The sequence below is a fragment of the Pseudomonas sp. Lz4W genome, from assembly GCF_000346225.2.
GTDB classification, from domain to species: Bacteria; Pseudomonadota; Gammaproteobacteria; order Pseudomonadales; family Pseudomonadaceae; genus Aquipseudomonas; species Aquipseudomonas paraversuta.
In genome coordinates, this window is sequence record NZ_CP017432.1 from 4,663,555 (window position 1) to 4,682,176 (window position 18,622).

The 18,622-nt window shown below is 59.4% G+C and carries 19 protein-coding genes; 12 read left to right on the top strand and 7 right to left on the bottom strand.

All coding sequences use genetic code 11. The features are described 5' to 3' along the window. Window positions 1-9 precede the first annotated feature (9 nt). The gene (gene hslU, locus B195_RS21200) at window positions 10-1,344 is read left to right on the top strand and encodes an ATP-dependent protease ATPase subunit HslU (RefSeq protein WP_003438752.1); all 1,335 of its coding nucleotides are present in this window, start codon (window positions 10-12) and stop codon (window positions 1,342-1,344) included. Window positions 1,345-1,455: 111 nt separating this feature from the next. After that, on the top strand, window positions 1,456-1,845 hold the full coding sequence (locus B195_RS21205; RefSeq protein WP_003438750.1) for a gamma-butyrobetaine hydroxylase-like domain-containing protein: 390 nt from the start codon (window positions 1,456-1,458) through the stop codon (window positions 1,843-1,845). A 76-nt stretch (window positions 1,846-1,921) separates the two neighbouring features. On the opposite strand, the gene B195_RS21210 is transcribed toward B195_RS21205, so the two are convergent. After that, window positions 1,922-2,665, bottom strand: coding sequence for a phasin family protein (locus tag B195_RS21210; RefSeq protein WP_003438748.1), 744 nt, complete (start codon window positions 2,663-2,665; stop codon window positions 1,922-1,924). Between the two features lie 149 nt (window positions 2,666-2,814). Next, window positions 2,815-3,090, bottom strand: a complete 276-nt coding sequence (locus B195_RS21215) for a polyhydroxyalkanoic acid system family protein (RefSeq protein ID WP_003438745.1) — start codon at window positions 3,088-3,090, stop codon at window positions 2,815-2,817. Between the two features lie 110 nt (window positions 3,091-3,200). Between B195_RS21215 and ubiE the strand changes: the two genes are divergently transcribed. From ubiE to B195_RS21265, 10 genes are all read left to right on the top strand, one after another. Beyond that, window positions 3,201-3,971 carry a bifunctional demethylmenaquinone methyltransferase/2-methoxy-6-polyprenyl-1,4-benzoquinol methylase UbiE gene (gene ubiE, locus B195_RS21220; RefSeq protein ID WP_003438744.1) on the top strand — a complete coding sequence of 257 codons (771 nt, stop codon included), beginning with the start codon at window positions 3,201-3,203 and terminating at the stop codon, window positions 3,969-3,971. Further along, complete coding sequence (locus tag B195_RS21225; protein WP_003438742.1) at window positions 3,971-4,594, top strand: SCP2 domain-containing protein; 624 nt, start codon at window positions 3,971-3,973, stop codon at window positions 4,592-4,594. Before ubiE ends, B195_RS21225 begins: the two co-directional genes overlap by 1 nt. Then, complete coding sequence (gene ubiB / locus B195_RS21230; protein ID WP_003438740.1) at window positions 4,591-6,195, top strand: ubiquinone biosynthesis regulatory protein kinase UbiB; 1,605 nt, start codon at window positions 4,591-4,593, stop codon at window positions 6,193-6,195. Before B195_RS21225 ends, ubiB begins: the two co-directional genes overlap by 4 nt. An 89-nt stretch (window positions 6,196-6,284) precedes the next feature. After that, entirely contained in the window at window positions 6,285-6,686 is a 402-nt protein-coding gene (gene hisI, locus B195_RS21235; RefSeq protein WP_003438738.1) for a phosphoribosyl-AMP cyclohydrolase, read from the top strand. Continuing rightward, entirely contained in the window at window positions 6,679-7,011 is a 333-nt protein-coding gene (locus B195_RS21240; RefSeq protein ID WP_003438737.1) for a phosphoribosyl-ATP diphosphatase, read from the top strand. The genes hisI and B195_RS21240 overlap by 8 nt, the downstream gene beginning before the upstream one ends. Before the next feature lie 22 nt (window positions 7,012-7,033). Further along, entirely contained in the window at window positions 7,034-7,312 is a 279-nt protein-coding gene (locus B195_RS21245) for a twin-arginine translocase TatA/TatE family subunit (RefSeq protein WP_003438734.1), read from the top strand. A gap of 10 nt (window positions 7,313-7,322) precedes the next feature. Beyond that, window positions 7,323-7,739, top strand: a complete 417-nt coding sequence (gene tatB, locus B195_RS21250) for a Sec-independent protein translocase protein TatB (protein ID WP_003438732.1) — start codon at window positions 7,323-7,325, stop codon at window positions 7,737-7,739. A gap of 4 nt (window positions 7,740-7,743) precedes the next feature. Further along, complete coding sequence (gene tatC / locus B195_RS21255) at window positions 7,744-8,544, top strand: twin-arginine translocase subunit TatC (RefSeq protein ID WP_003438731.1); 801 nt, start codon at window positions 7,744-7,746, stop codon at window positions 8,542-8,544. Next, window positions 8,541-9,251 carry a 16S rRNA (uracil(1498)-N(3))-methyltransferase gene (locus B195_RS21260; protein WP_003438729.1) on the top strand — a complete coding sequence of 237 codons (711 nt, stop codon included), beginning with the start codon at window positions 8,541-8,543 and terminating at the stop codon, window positions 9,249-9,251. Before tatC ends, B195_RS21260 begins: the two co-directional genes overlap by 4 nt. 243 nt (window positions 9,252-9,494) lie before the next feature. Then, a complete protein-coding gene (locus B195_RS21265; protein ID WP_003438725.1) occupies window positions 9,495-11,411 on the top strand; it encodes a methyl-accepting chemotaxis protein in 1,917 nt (638 codons plus the stop codon). A gap of 44 nt (window positions 11,412-11,455) precedes the next feature. Here the strand turns inward: B195_RS21265 and B195_RS21270 are convergent, their stop codons facing one another. The 5 genes from B195_RS21270 to B195_RS21290 all read right to left on the bottom strand — a co-directional run bounded on the left by B195_RS21270 (window position 11,456) and on the right by B195_RS21290 (window position 18,585). Continuing rightward, window positions 11,456-12,190, bottom strand: coding sequence for an amino acid ABC transporter ATP-binding protein (locus B195_RS21270; RefSeq protein ID WP_003438721.1), 735 nt, complete (start codon window positions 12,188-12,190; stop codon window positions 11,456-11,458). Beyond that, window positions 12,183-13,142 carry an amino acid ABC transporter permease gene (locus B195_RS21275; protein ID WP_369826398.1) on the bottom strand — a complete coding sequence of 320 codons (960 nt, stop codon included), beginning with the start codon at window positions 13,140-13,142 and terminating at the stop codon, window positions 12,183-12,185. The genes B195_RS21270 and B195_RS21275 overlap by 8 nt, the downstream gene beginning before the upstream one ends. A gap of 103 nt (window positions 13,143-13,245) precedes the next feature. Beyond that, the gene (locus tag B195_RS21280) at window positions 13,246-14,043 is read right to left on the bottom strand and encodes a transporter substrate-binding domain-containing protein (protein WP_003438717.1); all 798 of its coding nucleotides are present in this window, start codon (window positions 14,041-14,043) and stop codon (window positions 13,246-13,248) included. A gap of 275 nt (window positions 14,044-14,318) precedes the next feature. Next, complete coding sequence (gene mdoH, locus B195_RS21285; RefSeq protein WP_003438715.1) at window positions 14,319-16,871, bottom strand: glucans biosynthesis glucosyltransferase MdoH; 2,553 nt, start codon at window positions 16,869-16,871, stop codon at window positions 14,319-14,321. Beyond that, window positions 16,864-18,585: a glucan biosynthesis protein G gene (locus tag B195_RS21290; protein ID WP_003438712.1), complete on the bottom strand. Its 1,722-nt coding sequence runs from the start codon at window positions 18,583-18,585 to the stop codon at window positions 16,864-16,866. The genes mdoH and B195_RS21290 overlap by 8 nt, the downstream gene beginning before the upstream one ends. Window positions 18,586-18,622: the final 37 nt, after the last annotated feature.

Below are 18,622 nucleotides of genomic sequence, written 5' to 3' on the forward strand. Positions count from 1 at the left end.
CCAATTACTATGTCCATGACTCCCCGCGAAATTGTCCACGAACTCAATCGCCACATCATCGGCCAGGACGACGCCAAGCGCGCCGTTGCCATCGCCCTGCGTAACCGCTGGCGCCGGATGCAACTGCCTGAAGAACTGCGAGTTGAAGTCACCCCGAAAAACATTCTGATGATCGGTCCGACCGGCGTCGGTAAAACCGAAATCGCCCGCCGCCTGGCCAAACTGGCCAACGCGCCGTTCATCAAGGTTGAAGCAACCAAGTTCACCGAAGTGGGCTATGTCGGCCGCGACGTTGAATCGATCATTCGTGATCTGGCTGATGCAGCGATCAAGCTGCTGCGCGAGCAGGAAATCGTCAAGGTTCGCCATCGCGCCGAAGATGCAGCCGAAGAGCGCATCCTCGACGCCCTGTTGCCGCCTGCCCGTACGTTTGGCGAAGAAGCCGCCACACCGCAGGACTCCAACACCCGTCAGCTGTTCCGCAAGCGCCTGCGTGAAGGCCAGCTGGACGACAAGGAAATCGAAATCGAAGTCGCAGACATTGCCGGCGTCGATATTTCCGCGCCGCCAGGCATGGAAGAAATGACCAACCAGCTGCAAAGCCTGTTTGCCAACATGGGCAAAGGCAAGCGCAAGAACCGCAAGCTGAAAGTCAAAGAAGCACTGAAAATGGTGCGTGACGAAGAAGCCGGTCGCCTGGTCAATGACGAAGAACTCAAGGCCAAAGCCCTTGAAGCCGTTGAGCAACACGGCATCGTGTTCATCGACGAAATCGACAAGGTTGCCAAGCGCGGCAATGTCGGCGGCGCCGATGTGTCCCGTGAAGGTGTACAGCGTGACCTGCTGCCGCTGATCGAAGGCTGCACCGTGAACACCAAGCTGGGCATGGTCAAAACAGACCACATCCTGTTTATCGCTTCGGGGGCATTCCACCTGAGCAAGCCAAGCGATCTGGTGCCGGAGCTACAAGGCCGCCTGCCAATCCGGGTCGAGCTCAAGGCACTGACGCCGCAAGACTTCGAGCGCATCCTCAGCGAGCCGCATGCGTCCCTGACCGAGCAATATCGCGAGTTGCTGAAAACCGAAGGCCTGAACATCGAGTTCATGCCCGAAGGCATCAAACGCCTGGCCGAAATTGCCTGGCAGGTGAACGAAAAAACCGAGAACATCGGTGCTCGCCGCCTGCACACACTGCTTGAGCGCTTGCTGGAAGAGGTGTCTTTCAGCGCCGGCGATATCGCCAGCGCACAAAAAGACGAGCCTATCCGGATTGATGCTGAATACGTGAACAGCCACCTGGGCGAACTGGCCGAGAACGAAGACCTCTCGCGCTATATCTTGTAAACCCTCACACAACCTGTAGCCGCTGGCGCAGGCAGCGATCGCCGACTCCGTTGCCGATCGCTGCCCGTGGCAGCGGCTACGGTGTGTGTGATGAGAAAAAGGTTTTGTCCCATGAGCTCTACTCCAGCGCCAATCCCCAGCGCCATCAACCTGCACAAAGCCTCAAAAACCCTCACCCTCAAATATCCCTCTGGCGAGCAATACCACCTGCCTGCGGAATTTCTGCGCGTGCACTCCCCGTCCGCCGAAGTTCAGGGCCATGGCAACCCCATTCTGCAATTCGGGAAAATCAACGTAGGTCTGAGCAAGATAGAACCGGCGGGGCAATATGCGCTGAAAATAACCTTTGATGATGGCCACGACAGCGGCCTGTTCACCTGGGAATACCTCTATCAGCTCGGGGTTCGCCAGGAAGAGCTGTGGGCTGATTATCTGCAGCAACTGAAGGAAGCCGGCAAGTCCCGCGACCCGTCAGAATCCATCGTCAAGTTGATGCTGTAACGCCAGCCCCGGTGGGAGCCGGCTTGCCAGCGATGGCATTGGCATCGCTGGCAAGCAAGCCCAGAGTTGCTATGGACTAAAGCGCTGCGTCAGATTTTGGCTCTGGAGTAACCACAGAAGACTTGGCGGCGGCCGGCTTTTTGGCTGCGGCCGGTTTTTTAACCGCCGGTTTGGCTGCTGCAGGTTTAGCTGCGGGCTTGCTCGCAGCAGTTGCTGGCTTGGTTGCCGGCTTGGCCGCTGGTTTTGCCTTTGGCTTGGCGGCTGACTTGGCGACTGTTTTAACAGCCGGTTTTGCCACTGGCTTGGCCGCTGCGGGTTTCGCAGCGGGTTTCGCAGCGGGTTTGGCTGCAGCTTTGGCAGCTGCCGGCTTGCTGGCAGACGAAGCCTTGGTGGCAGCAACTTTGGCTGCCGCCGCGGTGAGCTTCTCGATATGTTTGGTCAGGGTCTCGACCTTGGTGTGTAAGGTTTTGACCTCTTCACGGCTCGGAACACCCAAACGTGAAATCGCGCTGTTAAGGCGTTTATCAAACGCCTCTTCGAACTCGCTCCACTTGCCCAGGGCCAGGTCTTTAACATCCTCGACCCGGGTACGGGCAGAAGAGGTGGTCGATTTGGCGCTGTCAGCCAGTTTACCGACTGCAGCCTTGGACAGTTTTTCGGCCTTCTCCCCATCTTTGACTAACGAATCAAATAGCTTGCTGCCGTCTGTATCGATCTTCGAGTACACACCCAAACCTGCCAGCCAGATTTTGCGCGAGTACTCTTCGACCTTGCCTACCCATGAATTGCTGTCTTTGGCAGTCGGTTTTTTAGCAGCCATCGTGTTCCCCTCAATGTTAAGTCGCGACGTCAGTGAGCAAGATCGTCGAATCATCAAGATGAACAGAGTGCTCACCTGCATCAGGTTTAGACGCTAAGTGGCCTTGCTGCCAGTCAGAAGCCCATCGGGGCAGGCACAACAGTGCTACTTCACGACAACGCCTTGTCCAGCGAGCGCTCGATTTCCGATTGAATCATGCCGCTCATCGCAGACATCAGCATGCCCAGCTCAACGTCGACCCGAATGGTTTTCTCGCCGATTGCCAGGGTGCCGTTAACCCCCGAACGCTTGAGCTTTACTGTATCTCCGGACCAGTCAGGGGTCAGCCCATACTGCCCCGCCAGCTTCTCAACCAGGGGTAGAGCTTTTTCACGTGCTGCCTCAAGGCCCAGGGTATGGGTCCGTTCAACGCTGATACGAGCCATTGGTTCACTCCGAGTAAATAAGGCCGACACTATACTTACCTTCAGCCTCGCCAAGACAAAGCCGGCCACCGGGATTAGAATGGCCAGCATTCTCTTTTGGTGACAGCGATATGACTGATCAGCGCAAAGGCAGCGATGCCGAACCCACCACCCACTTCGGCTTCAAAAATGTGCCGGAAAGCCAAAAGGCGGAAAAAGTCGCCGAGGTTTTTCACTCTGTAGCCGCTAAATACGACCTGATGAACGACGTACTGTCGGGCGGCATGCACCGCCTGTGGAAGCGTTTCACCATCGAACTGTCCGGCGTTCGCCCTGGCAACAAGGTGCTGGACATCGCAGGCGGCACCGGTGACCTGGCCCGCAAGTTTTCCCATCTGGTTGGCCCGACCGGCCAGGTAGTGCTGGCAGATATCAACGCCTCCATGCTCAAGGTTGGCCGTGACCGCCTGCTGGACAAAGGTGTGGCCGGCAATATCGAGTTCGTTCAGGCCGACGCTGAAAAGCTGCCGTTCCCGGACAACCACTTCGATTGCGTGACCATCGCCTTCGGCCTGCGCAACGTGACCCACAAGGAAGACGCATTGCGCTCCATGCTGCGGGTACTCAAGCCGGGCGGGCGCTTGCTGGTGCTGGAGTTCTCCAAACCGACCAACCCATTGATGTCCAAGGTTTACGATGCTTATTCGTTCGCCTTCATGCCGATGGTGGGCAAGCTGATCCTCAATGACCCGGAGAGCTATCGCTACCTGGCCGAGTCGATCCGCATGCACCCGAACCAGGAAACACTGAAGTCGATGATGGTCGAGGCCGGGTTTGACCGGGTGACCTATCACAACATGACTTCAGGCATCGTTGCGCTGCACCGCGGCATCAAGCCCTGATGTTGCTCCGCGGCCTTCTCGCCAGCGTCGAAAACGGCGTCAATCGCATTTTGCGGCTGGACAGCACGGCCATGGCGCGCTTGCAGCCTTTGACCGGCAAAGTGATTGCTGTCGAATGCGCGGCTCCGGCATTGCAGCTGTTTATCCTGCCCAGCGATGAAGGCCTGCTGCTGGCCACCCAATGGGCTGCCGATGCCGATTGCACCCTGCGTGCACCTGCTGCCAGCTTGATGCGTCTGGTCCTGAGCAAAGACAAGACCGCCGTGTTGCACAGCCCTGAAGTAGACCTTGAGGGCGACAGCCACGTGTTGATGGCGCTTGCCCAGGTGCTGCAAGACCTGGAGCTGGACTGGGAGTATGAACTCTCGCGCTGGCTCGGACCGGTTGCCACGGCACTGATCGGCGGTCATTTGCGCAGCCGCGCCAACTGGTATCAGCAAGGGTTCGCCAGCCTTAATCAGAATCTGGCCGAATACCTCAGCGAAGAAGCCCGCACCTTGGTCGGAGAACGTGAAGCGCAAGCGCGTTTTGACGAACTCGACCAACTCAAACTCGACCTGGACCGCCTTGAGGCGCGCTTTGAGCGCCTTGGCCGATCCCTCAATTCCAGCGATAACGCATGAAGCTGCTTGCCATACGCCGTTTGTTCCGCATCCAGCGCGTCGTCATTCGCTACCGCCTTGATGACTTGCTGTTCGCCCTGCCCTTGCCATGGTGGATGCTCTCGCTGCGCTACGCGCTGCCGTGGCGCTGGTTCCCGCGCAAGAAGCTGGAGCTGAGCCGGGGCGCTGCGCTGCGCCTGGCGCTGCAGGATCTGGGACCGATCTTTATCAAGTTCGGGCAAATTCTCTCGACCCGTCGCGACTTGCTGCCCGAAGACATCGCCGACGAACTGATGCTGTTGCAGGATCGCGTACCGCCGTTCGACCCGCAGGTAGCGGTCAAGCTGATCGAAGAGCAACTTGGCGCCACCATCGGCGAAGTGTTCAGCCGTTTCGACATCGAACCCCTGGCCTCGGCCTCGGTGGCCCAGGTGCACTCGGCCAAGCTCAAGACCGGCGAAGAAGTTGTGGTCAAGGTCGTACGCCCGGGCCTCAAGCCAATCATCGGTTCAGACCTGGCCTGGCTGTTCATTCTGGCCAGGGTTGCCGAACGCCTGAGCGCTGACGCCCGCCTGCTGCACCCGGTGGATGTAGTCAGCGATTACGAAAAAACCATTTACGACGAGCTCGACCTGTTACGTGAAGCGGCCAACGCCAGCCAGCTCAAGCGCAACTTCGAAGGCTCGCCGATGCTTTACGTGCCGCAGATCTACTGGGACTGGTGCCGGCCAAAGGTTCTGGTCATGGAGCGCATCTACGGGGTTCAGGTCACTGACCTGAAAACCCTCGCCGATCAGCGCACCGACATGAAGATGCTGGCCGAACGCGGGGTCGAGATTTTCTTCACCCAGGTTTTTCGTGACAGTTTCTTTCACGCCGACATGCACCCCGGCAACATTTTTGTCAGCACAGTCAGCCCGTGGAGCCCGCAATACATCGCCATCGACTGCGGCATTGTCGGCAGCCTGACCCCCGAGGACCAGGACTACCTGGCGCGCAACCTGTTTGCCTTCTTCAAGCGTGATTACCGGCGGGTGGCGCAGTTGCACATTGATTCGGGCTGGGTACCGGCGCACACCAAGCTCAACGAGTTTGAAGCGGCGATCCGTACCGTATGCGAGCCGATTTTTGAAAAACCGCTGAAAGAAATTTCCTTTGGCCAGGTGCTGATGCGCCTGTTCCAGACCGCGCGGCGCTTCAACATGGAAGTCCAGCCACAGCTGGTGCTGCTGCAAAAAACCCTGCTCAACATTGAAGGGCTGGGGCGTCAGCTGTACCCCGACCTCGACCTGTGGAGCACCGCGCAGCCGTTCCTTGAACGCTGGATGCGTGAACGGGTGAGCCCGAAAACCCTGTTGCGCAACCTGCACAGCCAGGTCGAGCAGATCCCGCATCTGGCGGGCATGACCCGCGACCTGCTGGAACGCATGTCGCAGCCCCATAGCAAAAATCAGCGGCTGGTGGTCAGCGAACCCCGGGACAGCTGGTTCCTGCGTCTGCTGGGTGCCGGGCATCTGGCCGCCGGGGCCCTGCTGGCCAGTGTCGGGCCGCTGCACACCCTCAGCTACTGGCCGGCCGGTATCTTGCTGGCAGTGGGCCTGTATCTGATCGTACGCAGATAACCTGCAGGAGCTAGCTCTGTCCTGCAGGAGTTCTAGCCACTCTCTGGCGAGGCTGGCAAACTGTTAAATCGCTACGCGCGGAGTCGAACATGAACAACTGGCTGGACGAGATCAAATGGGACAGCGACGGCCTGGTGCCGGCGATTGCCCAGGACCATAAAACCGGGCGCGTTTTGATGATGGCCTGGATGAACCGCGAAGCCCTGAGCCTGACCGCCACCGAGAACCGTGCCATTTACTGGTCACGTTCCCGTGGCAAGCTGTGGCGCAAGGGTGAAGAGTCGGGCCACGTACAAAAGCTGCATGAAATGCGCCTGGACTGCGACGCTGACGTCATTATCCTGATGGTCGAACAAATCGGTGACATCGCCTGCCATACAGGTCGTCAGAGCTGCTTCTACCGCGTGTACGAAAACTCCGGATGGAAGACCGTCGATCCGGTGCTTAAAGACCCGCACGCCATTTATCACGCAGGACACTCCAATGACTGACACCTTGAGCCGCGTAGCCCGGGTACTCGAAGAGCGCAAAGGCGCCTCGCCGGACAGTTCGTATGTCGCCAGCCTGTACCACAAGGGTCTGAACAAGATTCTGGAGAAGGTCGGCGAAGAGTCGGTCGAAACCATCATCGCAGCCAAAGATGCGGCCATCAGCGGAGATTGCAGCGATGTCATCTACGAAACCGCCGATCTATGGTTCCACAGCATGATCATGCTCGCCCAGCTGGGTCAGCATCCTCAGGCCGTACTGGATGAACTGGAGCGTCGCATCGGTACCTCCGGCCACGTGGAAAAAGCCTCACGGCCATCCGCTTAAACTTTTTTGCAAGGAACTCATCATGGGCATTTTTGACTGGAAACACTGGGTCGTCATTCTGGTAGTTGTGGTCCTGGTCTTCGGCACCAAAAAACTGAAAAACCTGGGCACTGACGTGGGCGAATCGATCAAGGGCTTTCGCAAAGCCATGAACGACGACGAGAAGCCTGCCGAACCGGTAGTGCCGCCTGCACAGCCAACGGCCGCACCGCAGCCACACACCACTTCGACCCTCAACGAGCCGCACACCATTGACGTGCAGGCCCAGAAAGTCGAAGAGCCGACCCGCAAAGACGTGTGAGCCAAAAATAATGTTCGGTATCAGCTTCAGTGAACTGCTGCTCGTCGGCCTGGTGGCCCTGTTGGTGCTCGGCCCCGAGCGCCTGCCGGGAGCAGCACGCACGGCGGGGCTGTGGATCGGCCGCTTGAAACGCAGCTTCAATGCGATCAAACAGGAAGTTGAGCGTGAAATCGGCGCCGACGAAATTCGTCGGCAACTGCACAACGAGCACATCCTGTCGATGGAAGAAGAAGCCAAGAAGATTCTGGCCCCGCTCCAGCCGCCTGTGCCGCCTGTGATGCCGACCGAGCCTTTGGCCGCACCTGCGCAGCCCGAGCCCGCAGAGCCGCCGGCCCCTGCTCCGGTCAGCCTGAGCAAGACCGAGTCCGGGCCTGCACTTCAACCGGCAGTGCCACACGACCCTACCCTGCCACCGCGAGCCCCCTAAGCGCATGAGCGATAAGCCTGAACACGACCAGCCAATGCCGCTGGTTTCGCATCTGACCGAGCTGCGCACCCGCCTGCTGCGCTGCATCGCCGCGATTTTTCTGATCTTCATCGGGTTGTTCGCCTTCACCCAGCAGATCTACACCCTGGTTTCCACGCCATTGCGTGAATACCTGCCGGTGGGCGCCACGATGATCGCCACCGACGTGGCATCGCCGTTCCTCACACCGCTCAAGCTGACCATGATGGTGTCGCTGTTTATAGCGATCCCGGTGATCCTGCATCAGATCTGGGGCTTTATCGCCCCCGGCCTGTACAAGCACGAAAAGCGCATTGCCGTGCCGCTGCTGATCTCCAGCATCTTCCTGTTCTACGCCGGCATGGCGTTCGCCTATTTCCTGGTGTTCCCGCTGGTGTTCAAGTTCTTCGCCTCCGCGACACCGGAAGGCGTGGCCATGATGACCGACATCAGTAGCTACCTTGATTTCGTCATGACCCTGTTTTTTGCCTTTGGCGTAGCCTTTGAAATCCCGGTGGCAGTGGTGCTGCTGGTATGGATCGGAATTGTCGACGTCAAATACCTGCGCAAAATCCGGCCGTACGTGATTATCGGCTGCTTTGTAGTCGGCATGATCCTGACCCCGCCGGACATCTTCTCCCAGACCCTGCTGGCGATTCCGATGTGGATGCTGTTTGAAATCGGCATTCTGTTCGGCAGCCTGATCAGCAAAAACAAGCGTGGCGATCACCCGGACGAACAGCCCGAGAACGACAGCAACGCCCAGCCGCCAGCACCGCAAGCGTGAACCTGCTGCTCCTCGAAGAGGCTGATTTCATTGCCGCCGATCGCGTGATCCTGCGCGATCGGCGCCTGACTCACATGCAGGAAGTGCACCGTGCGGCAGTGGGCGACAACCTGCGGGTCGGACGCATCGGCGGTTTAATGGGCAGCGCCGAACTGGTGCGCCTGGAGGCCAAAGAAGCCGAACTGGTTATCCACAACCTCGACCAGCCGCCGCCCGACAAACTGCCCCTGACCCTGTTACTGGCCCTGCCGCGCCCGAAGATGTTGCGCCGGGTCCTGCAGACAGTTGCCTCGATGGGCGTGCCCAGGGTGGTTCTGATGAACAGTTACCGGGTCGAAAAAAGCTTTTGGCAGACCCCGTTTCTGGAGCCCGAAGCAATTCGCGAACAGCTGATTCTGGGGCTGGAGCAGTCCCGCGACAGCGTGCTGCCTGAAATCATCATCGAAAAACGTTTCAAGCCGTTCGTCGAAGACCGCCTGCCACAACTGGTCGAAGGCACACTGGGCCTGGTTGGCCACCCCGGTGATTACCCCGCGTGCCCACGCGGCCTGGATCAAGCCGTGACCCTGGCTATCGGCCCGGAAGGCGGCTGGATTCCGTACGAAATCGACCTGCTGGCCAAAGCCGGCCTGCAACCGGTGCAACTCGGCGCGCGCATCCTGCGGGTCGAAACCGCCGTCACCGCCCTTCTCGCCCGGCTGTTCTGAGCCCTGCCACCTAGTCGCTGACTATGAGCGAGGCTGCGCCCCCCCGGGGCCAGCTTCGCAGCCATCGCAGCCTCGTTCCTCGGCGACTACGAAGTTGCGCTGCGGGTTTGAGGCCTCGGTCACACATTCAACACCCCCCGCTTCAGTTCCCCTGCGCCACGCCGATGCCCTGATACCCGTGAAGAACGCAAAGCAATGGACGGCTTCCCGTCAGGCTGCTCGCGTCATAAAAGGAGTTTCATCATGTACCGTCAACTGGCCAGACTACTGGGCAATATCGGTGTTAATCGCAAGCTGGGCCTGGGATTTGGTCTGGTGCTGGTTTTAACAGTGCTGATAAGCGCAATCGGTTGGAAGGGTCTGGTTTCAGTGATCGACCGCGGTGACAAGCTGGCCAACATATCAAAGACCATCGAGCTGACCAAAGACTTGCGCATTGCACGTCTGGACTACGAGCGGGACAAGGGTGAAAAAGGCAACGCCGAGGTAAATGGCCAGTTGACCGCCCTGGACCAGACGCTGGACCTGTCGCGCCGCCAGCTCACCGATCCTGCGGAGCTGGCCCTGGTCGAGCAACAGCTCGCCGCGGTGGCCGAATACAAAAGCGCATTCGCCGACTCCGGGCTGGCCACTCAAGCACGTGAAGCCAACCGCGTACTGCTCGGCAGTACCGCCGACAGCGCCGTCGCCAGCGTTGCAGACATTGAGCAGACCTTGCTGCAAAGCGACAGCCTGGCGCAGTACAAGAGCGTCATCGAACTGCAAAAACTGCTTCAGCAAGCCAGGTTCCAGGTGCGTGGCTACACCTATAGCGCCAGCCCCGAGGCCGAGCAGCCCGCCCTGGATGCCATCGACCATGCGCTCAAAGAACTCGACAGCCTGCCCGCCAGGCTCCCCGACGAACATCTGAGCCACTTGCAGCAAGCCACGCTGGCCATGCAAAACTATCGGGCCGCCGTGACCGGCTTTCGCGATGCTCAAGTCGCCAGTGCCCGGGCGCTGACGCGCATGCAGCAGCAAGGCAGCACCCTGATCGATCTGAGCCAGAAGCTTTCGACCCTGCAAACCGAAAAACGCGACCAGGACAGCCAGCAGGCCGAGAACCTGCTCATAGGTTGTACATTACTGGCGCTGGTACTGGGCATCATTGCTGCCTGGGTTATTACCCGGCAGATCGTCATCCCGCTGCAGCGCACGCTCAAGACCGTTGAGTGGATCGCCGCAGGCGACCTGAGCCATGACAACCCCACCGCTCGCCGCGACGAGCTGGGGCAATTGCAGCACGCCGTGCAAAGGATGACCGAAGGTCTGCGCGAACTGATCGGGGGCATCAGCGATGGCGTGACCCAGATTGCCAGCGCGGCCGAAGAACTCTCAGCCGTGACCGAACAGACCAGTGCCGGGGTCAACAGCCAGAAAGTCGAAACCGATCAAGTCGCTACCGCCATGCACGAAATGGCGGCAACGGTGCAGGAAGTGGCGCGCAATGCCGAAGAGGCCTCAGAAGCCGCTGTTGTTGCCGACCAGCAGTCCCGTGAAGGCGACAAAGTGGTCGGTGAAGCCATTGCCCAGATCGAGAAACTGGCGATTGAAGTGGGCCACTCCACCGAAGCCATGGACCATCTCAAGCGCGAAAGTGACAAGATCGGCAGCGTGCTCGATGTGATCAAGTCGGTGGCCCAGCAAACCAACCTGCTGGCGCTCAATGCCGCCATCGAGGCCGCCCGCGCCGGTGAGGCAGGCCGTGGCTTTGCGGTGGTAGCCGACGAGGTACGCAGCCTGGCGCAGCGCACGCAAAAATCCACCGAAGAGATCGAAGAGCTCATTGAAGGCCTGCAAAGCGGTACCCGGCAGGCCTCCAGCAGCATGGACAGCAGCCGTATCCTGACCGACAGCAGCGTTGAACTCACCCGTCGTGCAGGCGAAGCGCTGGGCAGCATCACCCGCACGGTGTCGACCATTCAGGGCATGAACCAACAGATTGCGGCGGCCGCCGAACAACAAAGCGCCGTCGCTGAAGAGATCAACCGCAGCGTGCTGAATGTGCGTGACGTGTCAGAGCAGACGGCAGCGGCAAGCGAAGAGACCGCGGCGTCCAGCGTTGAGCTGGCGCGCCTGGGTGCGCACCTGCAGGCGCTGGTGGCACGCTTCAAGGTCTGAAGTCTGATAACCCTGCAGGAGCGAGCCCCTGCAGGGTTGGGGTTTTACAGCACCTGACGCAGGAACGCCTGGGCCCGCAGGTCTTTGGGCGAGTTGAAGAAGTCTTCCGGGGCGGAATCCTCCAGCAGCTTGCCGTGATCAAAGAACAGCACGCGATTGGCCACTTCACGGGCAAAGCCCATCTCGTGGGTCACACAGACCATGGTCATGCCTTCACGGGCCAGGGTCTTCATCACGTCCAGCACTTCGCCGACCATTTCCGGGTCAAGCGCCGAAGTCGGCTCGTCGAACAGCATCACCTTGGGTTCCATCGCCAGGGCGCGGGCAATTGCCACCCGTTGCTGCTGGCCGCCCGATAGCCGCGACGGATACTCGTCAGCCTTCTGCCCGATCCCGACCTTCTCCAGCAGAGCCCGGGCCTTGGCCTCGCGCTCGGCCTTGCCGCGCTTGCGCACGACCTTCTGCGCCAGACACAGGTTTTCGAGCACGGTCATGTGCGGGAACAGGTTGAAATGCTGGAACACCATGCCGACTTCACGGCGATAGGCGTTGACGTCAGTTTTCGGGTCGGCCAGGTCCAGGCCGTCGATGCTGACCGAACCGGAATCGAACTCTTCCAGGCCGTTGAGGCAGCGTAGAAAGGTCGATTTACCTGAGCCCGAAGGCCCAATCACCACCAGCACTTCGCCTTTGGCCACTGTGGTGCTGACATTGTCTACCGCACGGACGACTTGCCCGCGGGTATCGAAGACTTTTACCAGTTCGCGAACTTCAATCACTTTGCGCAAGCCTCCGCTCAAGCCGGCTGGCCAAATGCGACAGCGGCAGGTTGATCAACAGGTACAGGCCCGCCACGCAGAACAGAATCTCGAACGGCGAAAACGAAGTGGTGATGACTTCACGGCCACTTTTAAGCAACTCGGTAATCGCAATCACCGACACCAGAGAGGTGTCTTTTACCAGACTGATAAATTGCCCGGCCAAGGGTGGCAGCACGCGCTTGAAGGCTTGTGGCAGAACCACGTGACGCATCGACTGGCTGGCATTGAGACCCAGCGAGCGCGCCGCTTCGTCTTGCCCGCGGGCTATGGATTGCACGCCCGAGCGGATGATTTCGGCCACATAGGCACCGGTAAACAGCGACAACGCGGCAATACCGGCAAACTCGCGGGACAGGTTGAGCACGGTGCCGATAAAGAAGTAAAAGATAAAAATCTGTACCAGCAGCGGCGTGCCACGAACCAGTTCCACATACAGGGTCGACAGATCGCGCAGGGTCGGGTTTTTCGACAACCGGCAGAGCCCGGTGGCCAGGCCGATCAGCAACCCCAGCACACCGGATACCAGTGACAGCCAGACGGTGGTCCACAAGCCCCAGAGCAGCGGGCCTGCCGCCCAATGACGATTGACCCCCACCACATCGCCTTCGGCAACATCGTCACCTTCGGCCAGTTGCAGGCTGTTGTCGGCCACGGTCAGACGCTGTTCGGCGCCATCGTCACCTTTCAGCACCACTTCGGTATTGTCGCCCTTGCGCACCAGCTCAATCACGGTGGAGGTTTCGGCTGCCCGCTGGGCTTCTTCAGCCTGGTAGGCGAAGTACTGCGGGACTCGATTCCAGCGCCATTCGTAGGACATCAGCGAGGTGGCGTAGTACAGACCGCCCGCCAGACCGATGAGCACCAGCACGGTCAATACGTGCCAGGGCCACTGGGGTTTTTTTTGTTTGATCACTTTCAGGTTCCACGTTTTGTGTCGCTAGGGAGGCCGTCAATCGCGGGCAGGCTCGCTCCTGCAGGAGTTAACGCAAATGCTCGCGATTGAAGAGTCGGCCTTATTCCATGTCTTTGAGCCAGGCAGTGTCTTTGAACCACTTGTCATGGATGCGATCGTAGGTGCCGTCTTCGTGGATCTGGTGCAGGAAGTTGTTGATGTAGTTGATGCTGTCGTAGTCGCCTTTCTTCAGACCAAAGGCCAGCGGCTCGTAGGTGAATGGCTTGTCGAGGAACACCAGCTTGCCGTTACCGAACTTGTTGACGGCCACAACGTTGTACGGGGCGTCATAGATAAACGCATCGGCCTTGCCGTTTACCACGTCCAGTACCGCTTCCGGTTCGTTGTCATAGCCGTGGTACTGGGCTTTTGACATCAGTTTGCGGGCGACGATTTCACCCGTGGTGCCGATCTTCGAAGTCAGGCGGTATTGCGGGTCGTTGAGGTCTTTGTAGGACTTGACCTTGTCTTCCAGTTCTTTGCGAATCAGCAGGGTCTGGCCCACAACAATGAAGGGTTCGCTGAAATTGAGGCGCAGGTTGCGCTCCTGGGTCAGGGTCATGCCGCTGCCGATCATGTCGAACTTGTTGGTCATCAGGGCCGGGATGATGCCGTCATAGCCGGTGGACACCAGTTCCAGTTTGACGCCCATGGACTTGGCCATGGCTTTGAGCAGATCGACTTCGAAGCCAATGATCTGACCGCGTTTGTTAGTCATTTCGAACGGCATGTAGGTCGGGTCCATGCCCACTTTCAACGTACCGCGCTTGACCGCGTCCTCGATTGCGCCTGCATGAGCGGCGCTCACCGCCAGCAGTGCAGTGACACCGCACAGCAGTTTTGACAGAAACTTCTTCATCATCAACTCCCCTCGACCTGCTTATAAAGGTGTTGGCCAGCGGCGGGCTCGATTCAAAAAGCCAATAAAGCCGGGCACTCACCCATTCGGAGACGGATGCTAACTCACAGAAGGGTTATGAGACGAGTTTTGCGATAGAAAAGCGCGACAGGCGGGGGGGGGGTGCAGGCAGGTGTGATTTATAGCGGGTGATCTGTGTGGCAGCCGGCTTGCTGGCGATGCTATCGCGGACAAGCCTGCTCCCACAAAAGCAGGAGCAGGTTGCTCGCGTTAGATCATGCTGCCGGTTGCAGGGGCAGCAACGGCGCGTGAGGATCGGCCGCAACCGATTCACGCCAGGCGTTCAGCCAGTCTTCGTGGCCTTCGCTCCATACCAGCGCATGCAGGCGGCCCAGTGCAACCGGGTCGCTCAACAACGCCATGCGCTCGTTATTGTTCAGACCCTGAGGCCCGACCTTGAGAGCATGACGCACGCGCTCGGCCCGCAGCCATTCAATCGGCTCGGCGGCACGGTGACGCGAGGTCGCCAGGCCACAGGCCAGGGCGTTCTGCTGCGGATCAACCACGGCCCGGACAAAGCCGTCATGCAGCGCGCGGTAGCGGTTCTCGTGGGTGTACTCGGCGGTAGCCGACAACTCACGGGGCGGCGCGTATTCCTCAGGAATCAGGAACAGGCTTTCGTCACGGGACTTGAGGCCCAGCTTGACCCGGCTGGAAATCACCGACACCGGAATCGACAGCATCAGCGAACCGACAATCGGCACCAGCCACCACAGAAAGCTCGGATTCAACCACAGTACCAACCCGGCCCAGGCCGCACCCAGCAGAGTTTGCGGGCCATGCCGGCGAACGGCTTCGCTCCATGGGGTGGAGTCGTCGTCGCGTTGTGGCGAGTTCCAGGTCGCAGCCCAGCCAAGGAACGCAGCCAGTACAAAGCGGGTGTGGAAGATCATGCGCACCGGTGCCAGCAGCATCGAGAACAGCATTTCCAGCAACATCGACAACGTGACCTTGAACTTGCCACCGAACTCTTTGGCGCCCTTGGCCCAGATCAGAATGATGCTGAGCAATTTAGGCAGGAACAAAAGCACGATGGTGGTCGAAAACAGCGCCACGGCCTTGTCCGGGTGCCATTGTGGCCACAGCGGATACAACTGGCGCGGTTCCATGAAGTACTGCGGTTCCATCAACGTGTTGACCGCCAGCAAGGCCGTCGACAGCAACAGGAAGAAGAACCACAACGGTGCTGACAGATACGACATCACACCCGTCAGGAACACCGCGCGATGCACCGGGTGCATACCCTTGACCAGGAACAGGCGGAAGTTCATCAGGTTACCGTGACACCAGCGACGGTCACGCTTGAGTTCGTCCAGCAGGTTTGGCGGCAGTTCTTCATAGCTGCCCGGCAAGTCGTAGGCAATCCATACGCCCCAACCGGCACGACGCATCAACGCGGCTTCAACGAAGTCGTGGGACAGGATCGCTCCCGCAAAAGCCCCTTTACCCGGCAGCGGCGCCAGGGCGCAGTGCTCGATAAAAGGTTTCATGCGGATGATTGCGTTGTGGCCCCAGTAGTGGGATTCACCCAGCTGCCAGAAGTGCAAACCGGCGGTAAACAGCGGCCCGTATACCCGCGTCGCAAATTGCTGCATGCGTGCATACAGGGTATCCATACCCGACGCCCGTGGCGCGGTCTGGATGATGCCGGCGTCTGGCGTGGCTTCCATCAAGCGCACCAGGCTGGTCAGGCATTCGCCGCTCATGACGCTGTCGGCGTCGAGCACCACCATGTACTTGTAATCGCCGCCCCAGCGACGGCAGAAGTCGTCGAGGTTGCCGCTTTTACGTTTCACACGACGGCGCCGACGGCGATAGAAAATCCGCCCGAAGCCTTCTGTTTCGCGGCACACATCCAGCCAGGCCTGTTGTTCGGCAACACAGATATCAGGATCGTTACTGTCGCTGAGCACGAAGAAGTCGAAGCGATCCAGATCACCGGTGGCGGCGACCGACTCGTACGTAGCCCGCAGGCCCGCAAACACGCGGGTCACGTCTTCGTTACAGATCGGCATCACCAGCGCCGTACGCGCCTGCTCCGGGATCGGCTCATTGCCGGCACTTTTACCGGAAATGCGGTATTTGTCATGCCCGGTCAGCAATTCCAGAAAGCCCATCAAGGCCGTCCAGAAACCCGCCGAAACCCAGCAGAACAGAATCCCGAACAAGATCAGGATGCTGGTCTGCAAGGCATACGGCAGCACTTGCTGCGCGGTCTGCATCAATGGCTGGTGCAGCACTTCATCAAGGTCGACGAAGGCCCAGCCCTGATACGGCATGATCCCTTTCATGTACCAGCCGGCGACGATGGTCTGACCCAGCATCAGGACCAGCAGGATGTAACGGCGGATCGAACCCACCGTACGCCAGCGGGCCTTGGGCAGCACCCGCTCGTCGATTACCGGCTTGGGCGGATTGCTGCGCCCGGTCAAACGACGCCAGCCACGCACCAGAATATTGGTCCGCCACGGCTCGGGCACCACTTTGGTACGGCGAATCGGCGGTGTGGCCTTGAGCATCACCCGGCCGCTGGCGTCGAGGGCGAGCATTTCTGCTTCCTCGAGCTCAGCTGCCGAACTCAGGTTAAGCCGCGTGCCCACCGAAGCCTGGGCGGCCTCGGCAGCATCGATGTCCGATTGCGCCGACAAACGCGCGTGCAACTCGGCGAACGAGGTGCAGCTCGCCAGTTCGGCGCGCTGCTCATCGTTCAGTGGCAAGTGCGCCAGATACTCGCCGAGCGAGTCTGGCCGGGCTTGAGCGTTACTCATCGGCGGGCAACTGGTAGCTCCAGGTCTCGGTCAACACTTTCTCAGTCTTGACCGGTTCTGGCGTGGCCGGTGCAGCTTCGGCTTCAGGCGCCTTGGCGTTGTGCTCTTGCTTGTCCTTGACCTTGGCCGCAGCTTTTTCAGCTTTGGTGACAGGCGCTGCAGGTTTGGCCGCCGGGGTTTCTACATCCTGGACCAGTGCCGCACGCATTTCCGTGGCCTTGCTCGGGTCTTTGATTTTCATCCGCAGGGTCAGGCGCCAGCCTTTAGTCTCAGGGTTGTAACGTACGTTGTTTTCAACCAGGTCGGCATTGTCGCCGACACTGACCTGGCTACGCACAGGGGTATTTTCAGACAGTTTTGCAAGCGACGGGCCTTCGAAATCGACCAGGTACGCCACGCTGCCGTCCGGCTGACGGATCAGGTTGGACTGCTTGACGTCACCAGTGGAACGCAAGGTCTGCTTGACCCACGCGCTGTCCGTCGGGTGCAGGGCAGCCTCATCCAGGGTCCAGTGCATGCGGTAGGCGAAATCAAACGGCTTGAGCGGCTCTGGCTGTGTTTCCGGGCTCCAGAACGCAACGATGTTGTCGTTGGTTTCGTCGGCAGTCGGAATTTCCACCAGGTTTACAGTGCCCTTGCCCCAATCACCCTGTGGCTCGATCCAGGCGCTCGGGCGCTTGTCGTAGCGGTCATCAAGGTCTTCGTAGTGGCTGAAGTCGCGACCACGTTGCAGCAAGCCAAAGCCCAGCGGGTTTTCAACCGAGAAGTTGCTCACCGACAGGTGTTTCGGGTTGTTCAGTGGACGCCAGATCCACTCGCCATTGCCGGCATGGATCGCCAGGCCCGACGAATCGTGCAGTTCGCGACGATAGTTGAGGACCTTGGACGGCTGGTTGGCGCCGAACAGGTACATGCTGGTCAGCGGAGCGATGCCCAGCTTGCCCACTTTGTCACGCAGGAACATTTGCGCCTTGACGTCCACCACTGTGTCCATGCCCGGACGCAGGGTAAAGCGGTAAGCACCGGTCGCACGCGGCGAGTCAAGCAAGGCGAAGATCACCAGATGCTTGTCGTTCGGCTTGGGCTTCTCGATCCAGAATTCGGTGAAACGCGGGAACTCTTCGCCCGATGGCAATGCAGTGTCGATTGCCATGCCACGCGCCGACAGACCATAGATCTGGTCTTTGCCCACTACGCGAAAGTAGCTCGCGCCGAGCATGGTCATGATTTCGTCCTGCTTGTCCGCCTTGTTGATCGGATACAGCACGCGGAAACCGGCCCAGCCGAGATTTTCGGTGGCCTTGGGATCGAACTTGACGTCACCGAAGGAGAAACGGCTCGGGTCGTACTTGATCTCTTCGACCTTGGTGGCAGTCACTTCATTGATTTTCACCGGCGTGTCGAAATGCATGCCCTGGTGATAGAAGGACAACTTGAACGGGGTTTTATCCCCGGCCCACTGGGCTTTGTCGCGGTTGAACTGAATTTTTTGGTAGTCCGCGAACTTCATGTCACGGAACTCATTAGGCAAATTGCTGCGTGGCGCTTGGTATTTCTGTTCAGCCAGGGTCTTCGCCTCGGCCGCCACGTCATCCAGACTGAATGCCCACAGTTGACCCGCACCGAACAAGCAAAAGAGCGCAGAGCCCGTCACCAGTGCGTTGCGTAACCGCTTGGCAGACATTTTTGGTGCATTAATTGGACTAACAATCACGAGCAAACCTCGCCGAAAACAGATGATGAAACCAACG

Coding starts and splice junctions, on each gene's coding strand:
- hslU (WP_003438752.1), top strand. CDS start 10: ATGTCCATGACTCCCCGCGAAATTGTCCACGAACTCAATCGCCACATC.
- B195_RS21205 (WP_003438750.1), top strand. CDS start 1,456: ATGAGCTCTACTCCAGCGCCAATCCCCAGCGCCATCAACCTGCACAAA.
- B195_RS21210 (WP_003438748.1), bottom strand. CDS start 2,665: ATGGCTGCTAAAAAACCGACTGCCAAAGACAGCAATTCATGGGTAGGC.
- B195_RS21215 (WP_003438745.1), bottom strand. CDS start 3,090: ATGGCTCGTATCAGCGTTGAACGGACCCATACCCTGGGCCTTGAGGCA.
- ubiE (WP_003438744.1), top strand. CDS start 3,201: ATGACTGATCAGCGCAAAGGCAGCGATGCCGAACCCACCACCCACTTC.
- B195_RS21225 (WP_003438742.1), top strand. CDS start 3,971: ATGTTGCTCCGCGGCCTTCTCGCCAGCGTCGAAAACGGCGTCAATCGC.
- ubiB (WP_003438740.1), top strand. CDS start 4,591: ATGAAGCTGCTTGCCATACGCCGTTTGTTCCGCATCCAGCGCGTCGTC.
- hisI (WP_003438738.1), top strand. CDS start 6,285: ATGAACAACTGGCTGGACGAGATCAAATGGGACAGCGACGGCCTGGTG.
- B195_RS21240 (WP_003438737.1), top strand. CDS start 6,679: ATGACTGACACCTTGAGCCGCGTAGCCCGGGTACTCGAAGAGCGCAAA.
- B195_RS21245 (WP_003438734.1), top strand. CDS start 7,034: ATGGGCATTTTTGACTGGAAACACTGGGTCGTCATTCTGGTAGTTGTG.
- tatB (WP_003438732.1), top strand. CDS start 7,323: ATGTTCGGTATCAGCTTCAGTGAACTGCTGCTCGTCGGCCTGGTGGCC.
- tatC (WP_003438731.1), top strand. CDS start 7,744: ATGAGCGATAAGCCTGAACACGACCAGCCAATGCCGCTGGTTTCGCAT.
- B195_RS21265 (WP_003438725.1), top strand. CDS start 9,495: ATGTACCGTCAACTGGCCAGACTACTGGGCAATATCGGTGTTAATCGC.
- B195_RS21280 (WP_003438717.1), bottom strand. CDS start 14,043: ATGAAGAAGTTTCTGTCAAAACTGCTGTGCGGTGTCACTGCACTGCTG.
- mdoH (WP_003438715.1), bottom strand. CDS start 16,871: ATGAGTAACGCTCAAGCCCGGCCAGACTCGCTCGGCGAGTATCTGGCG.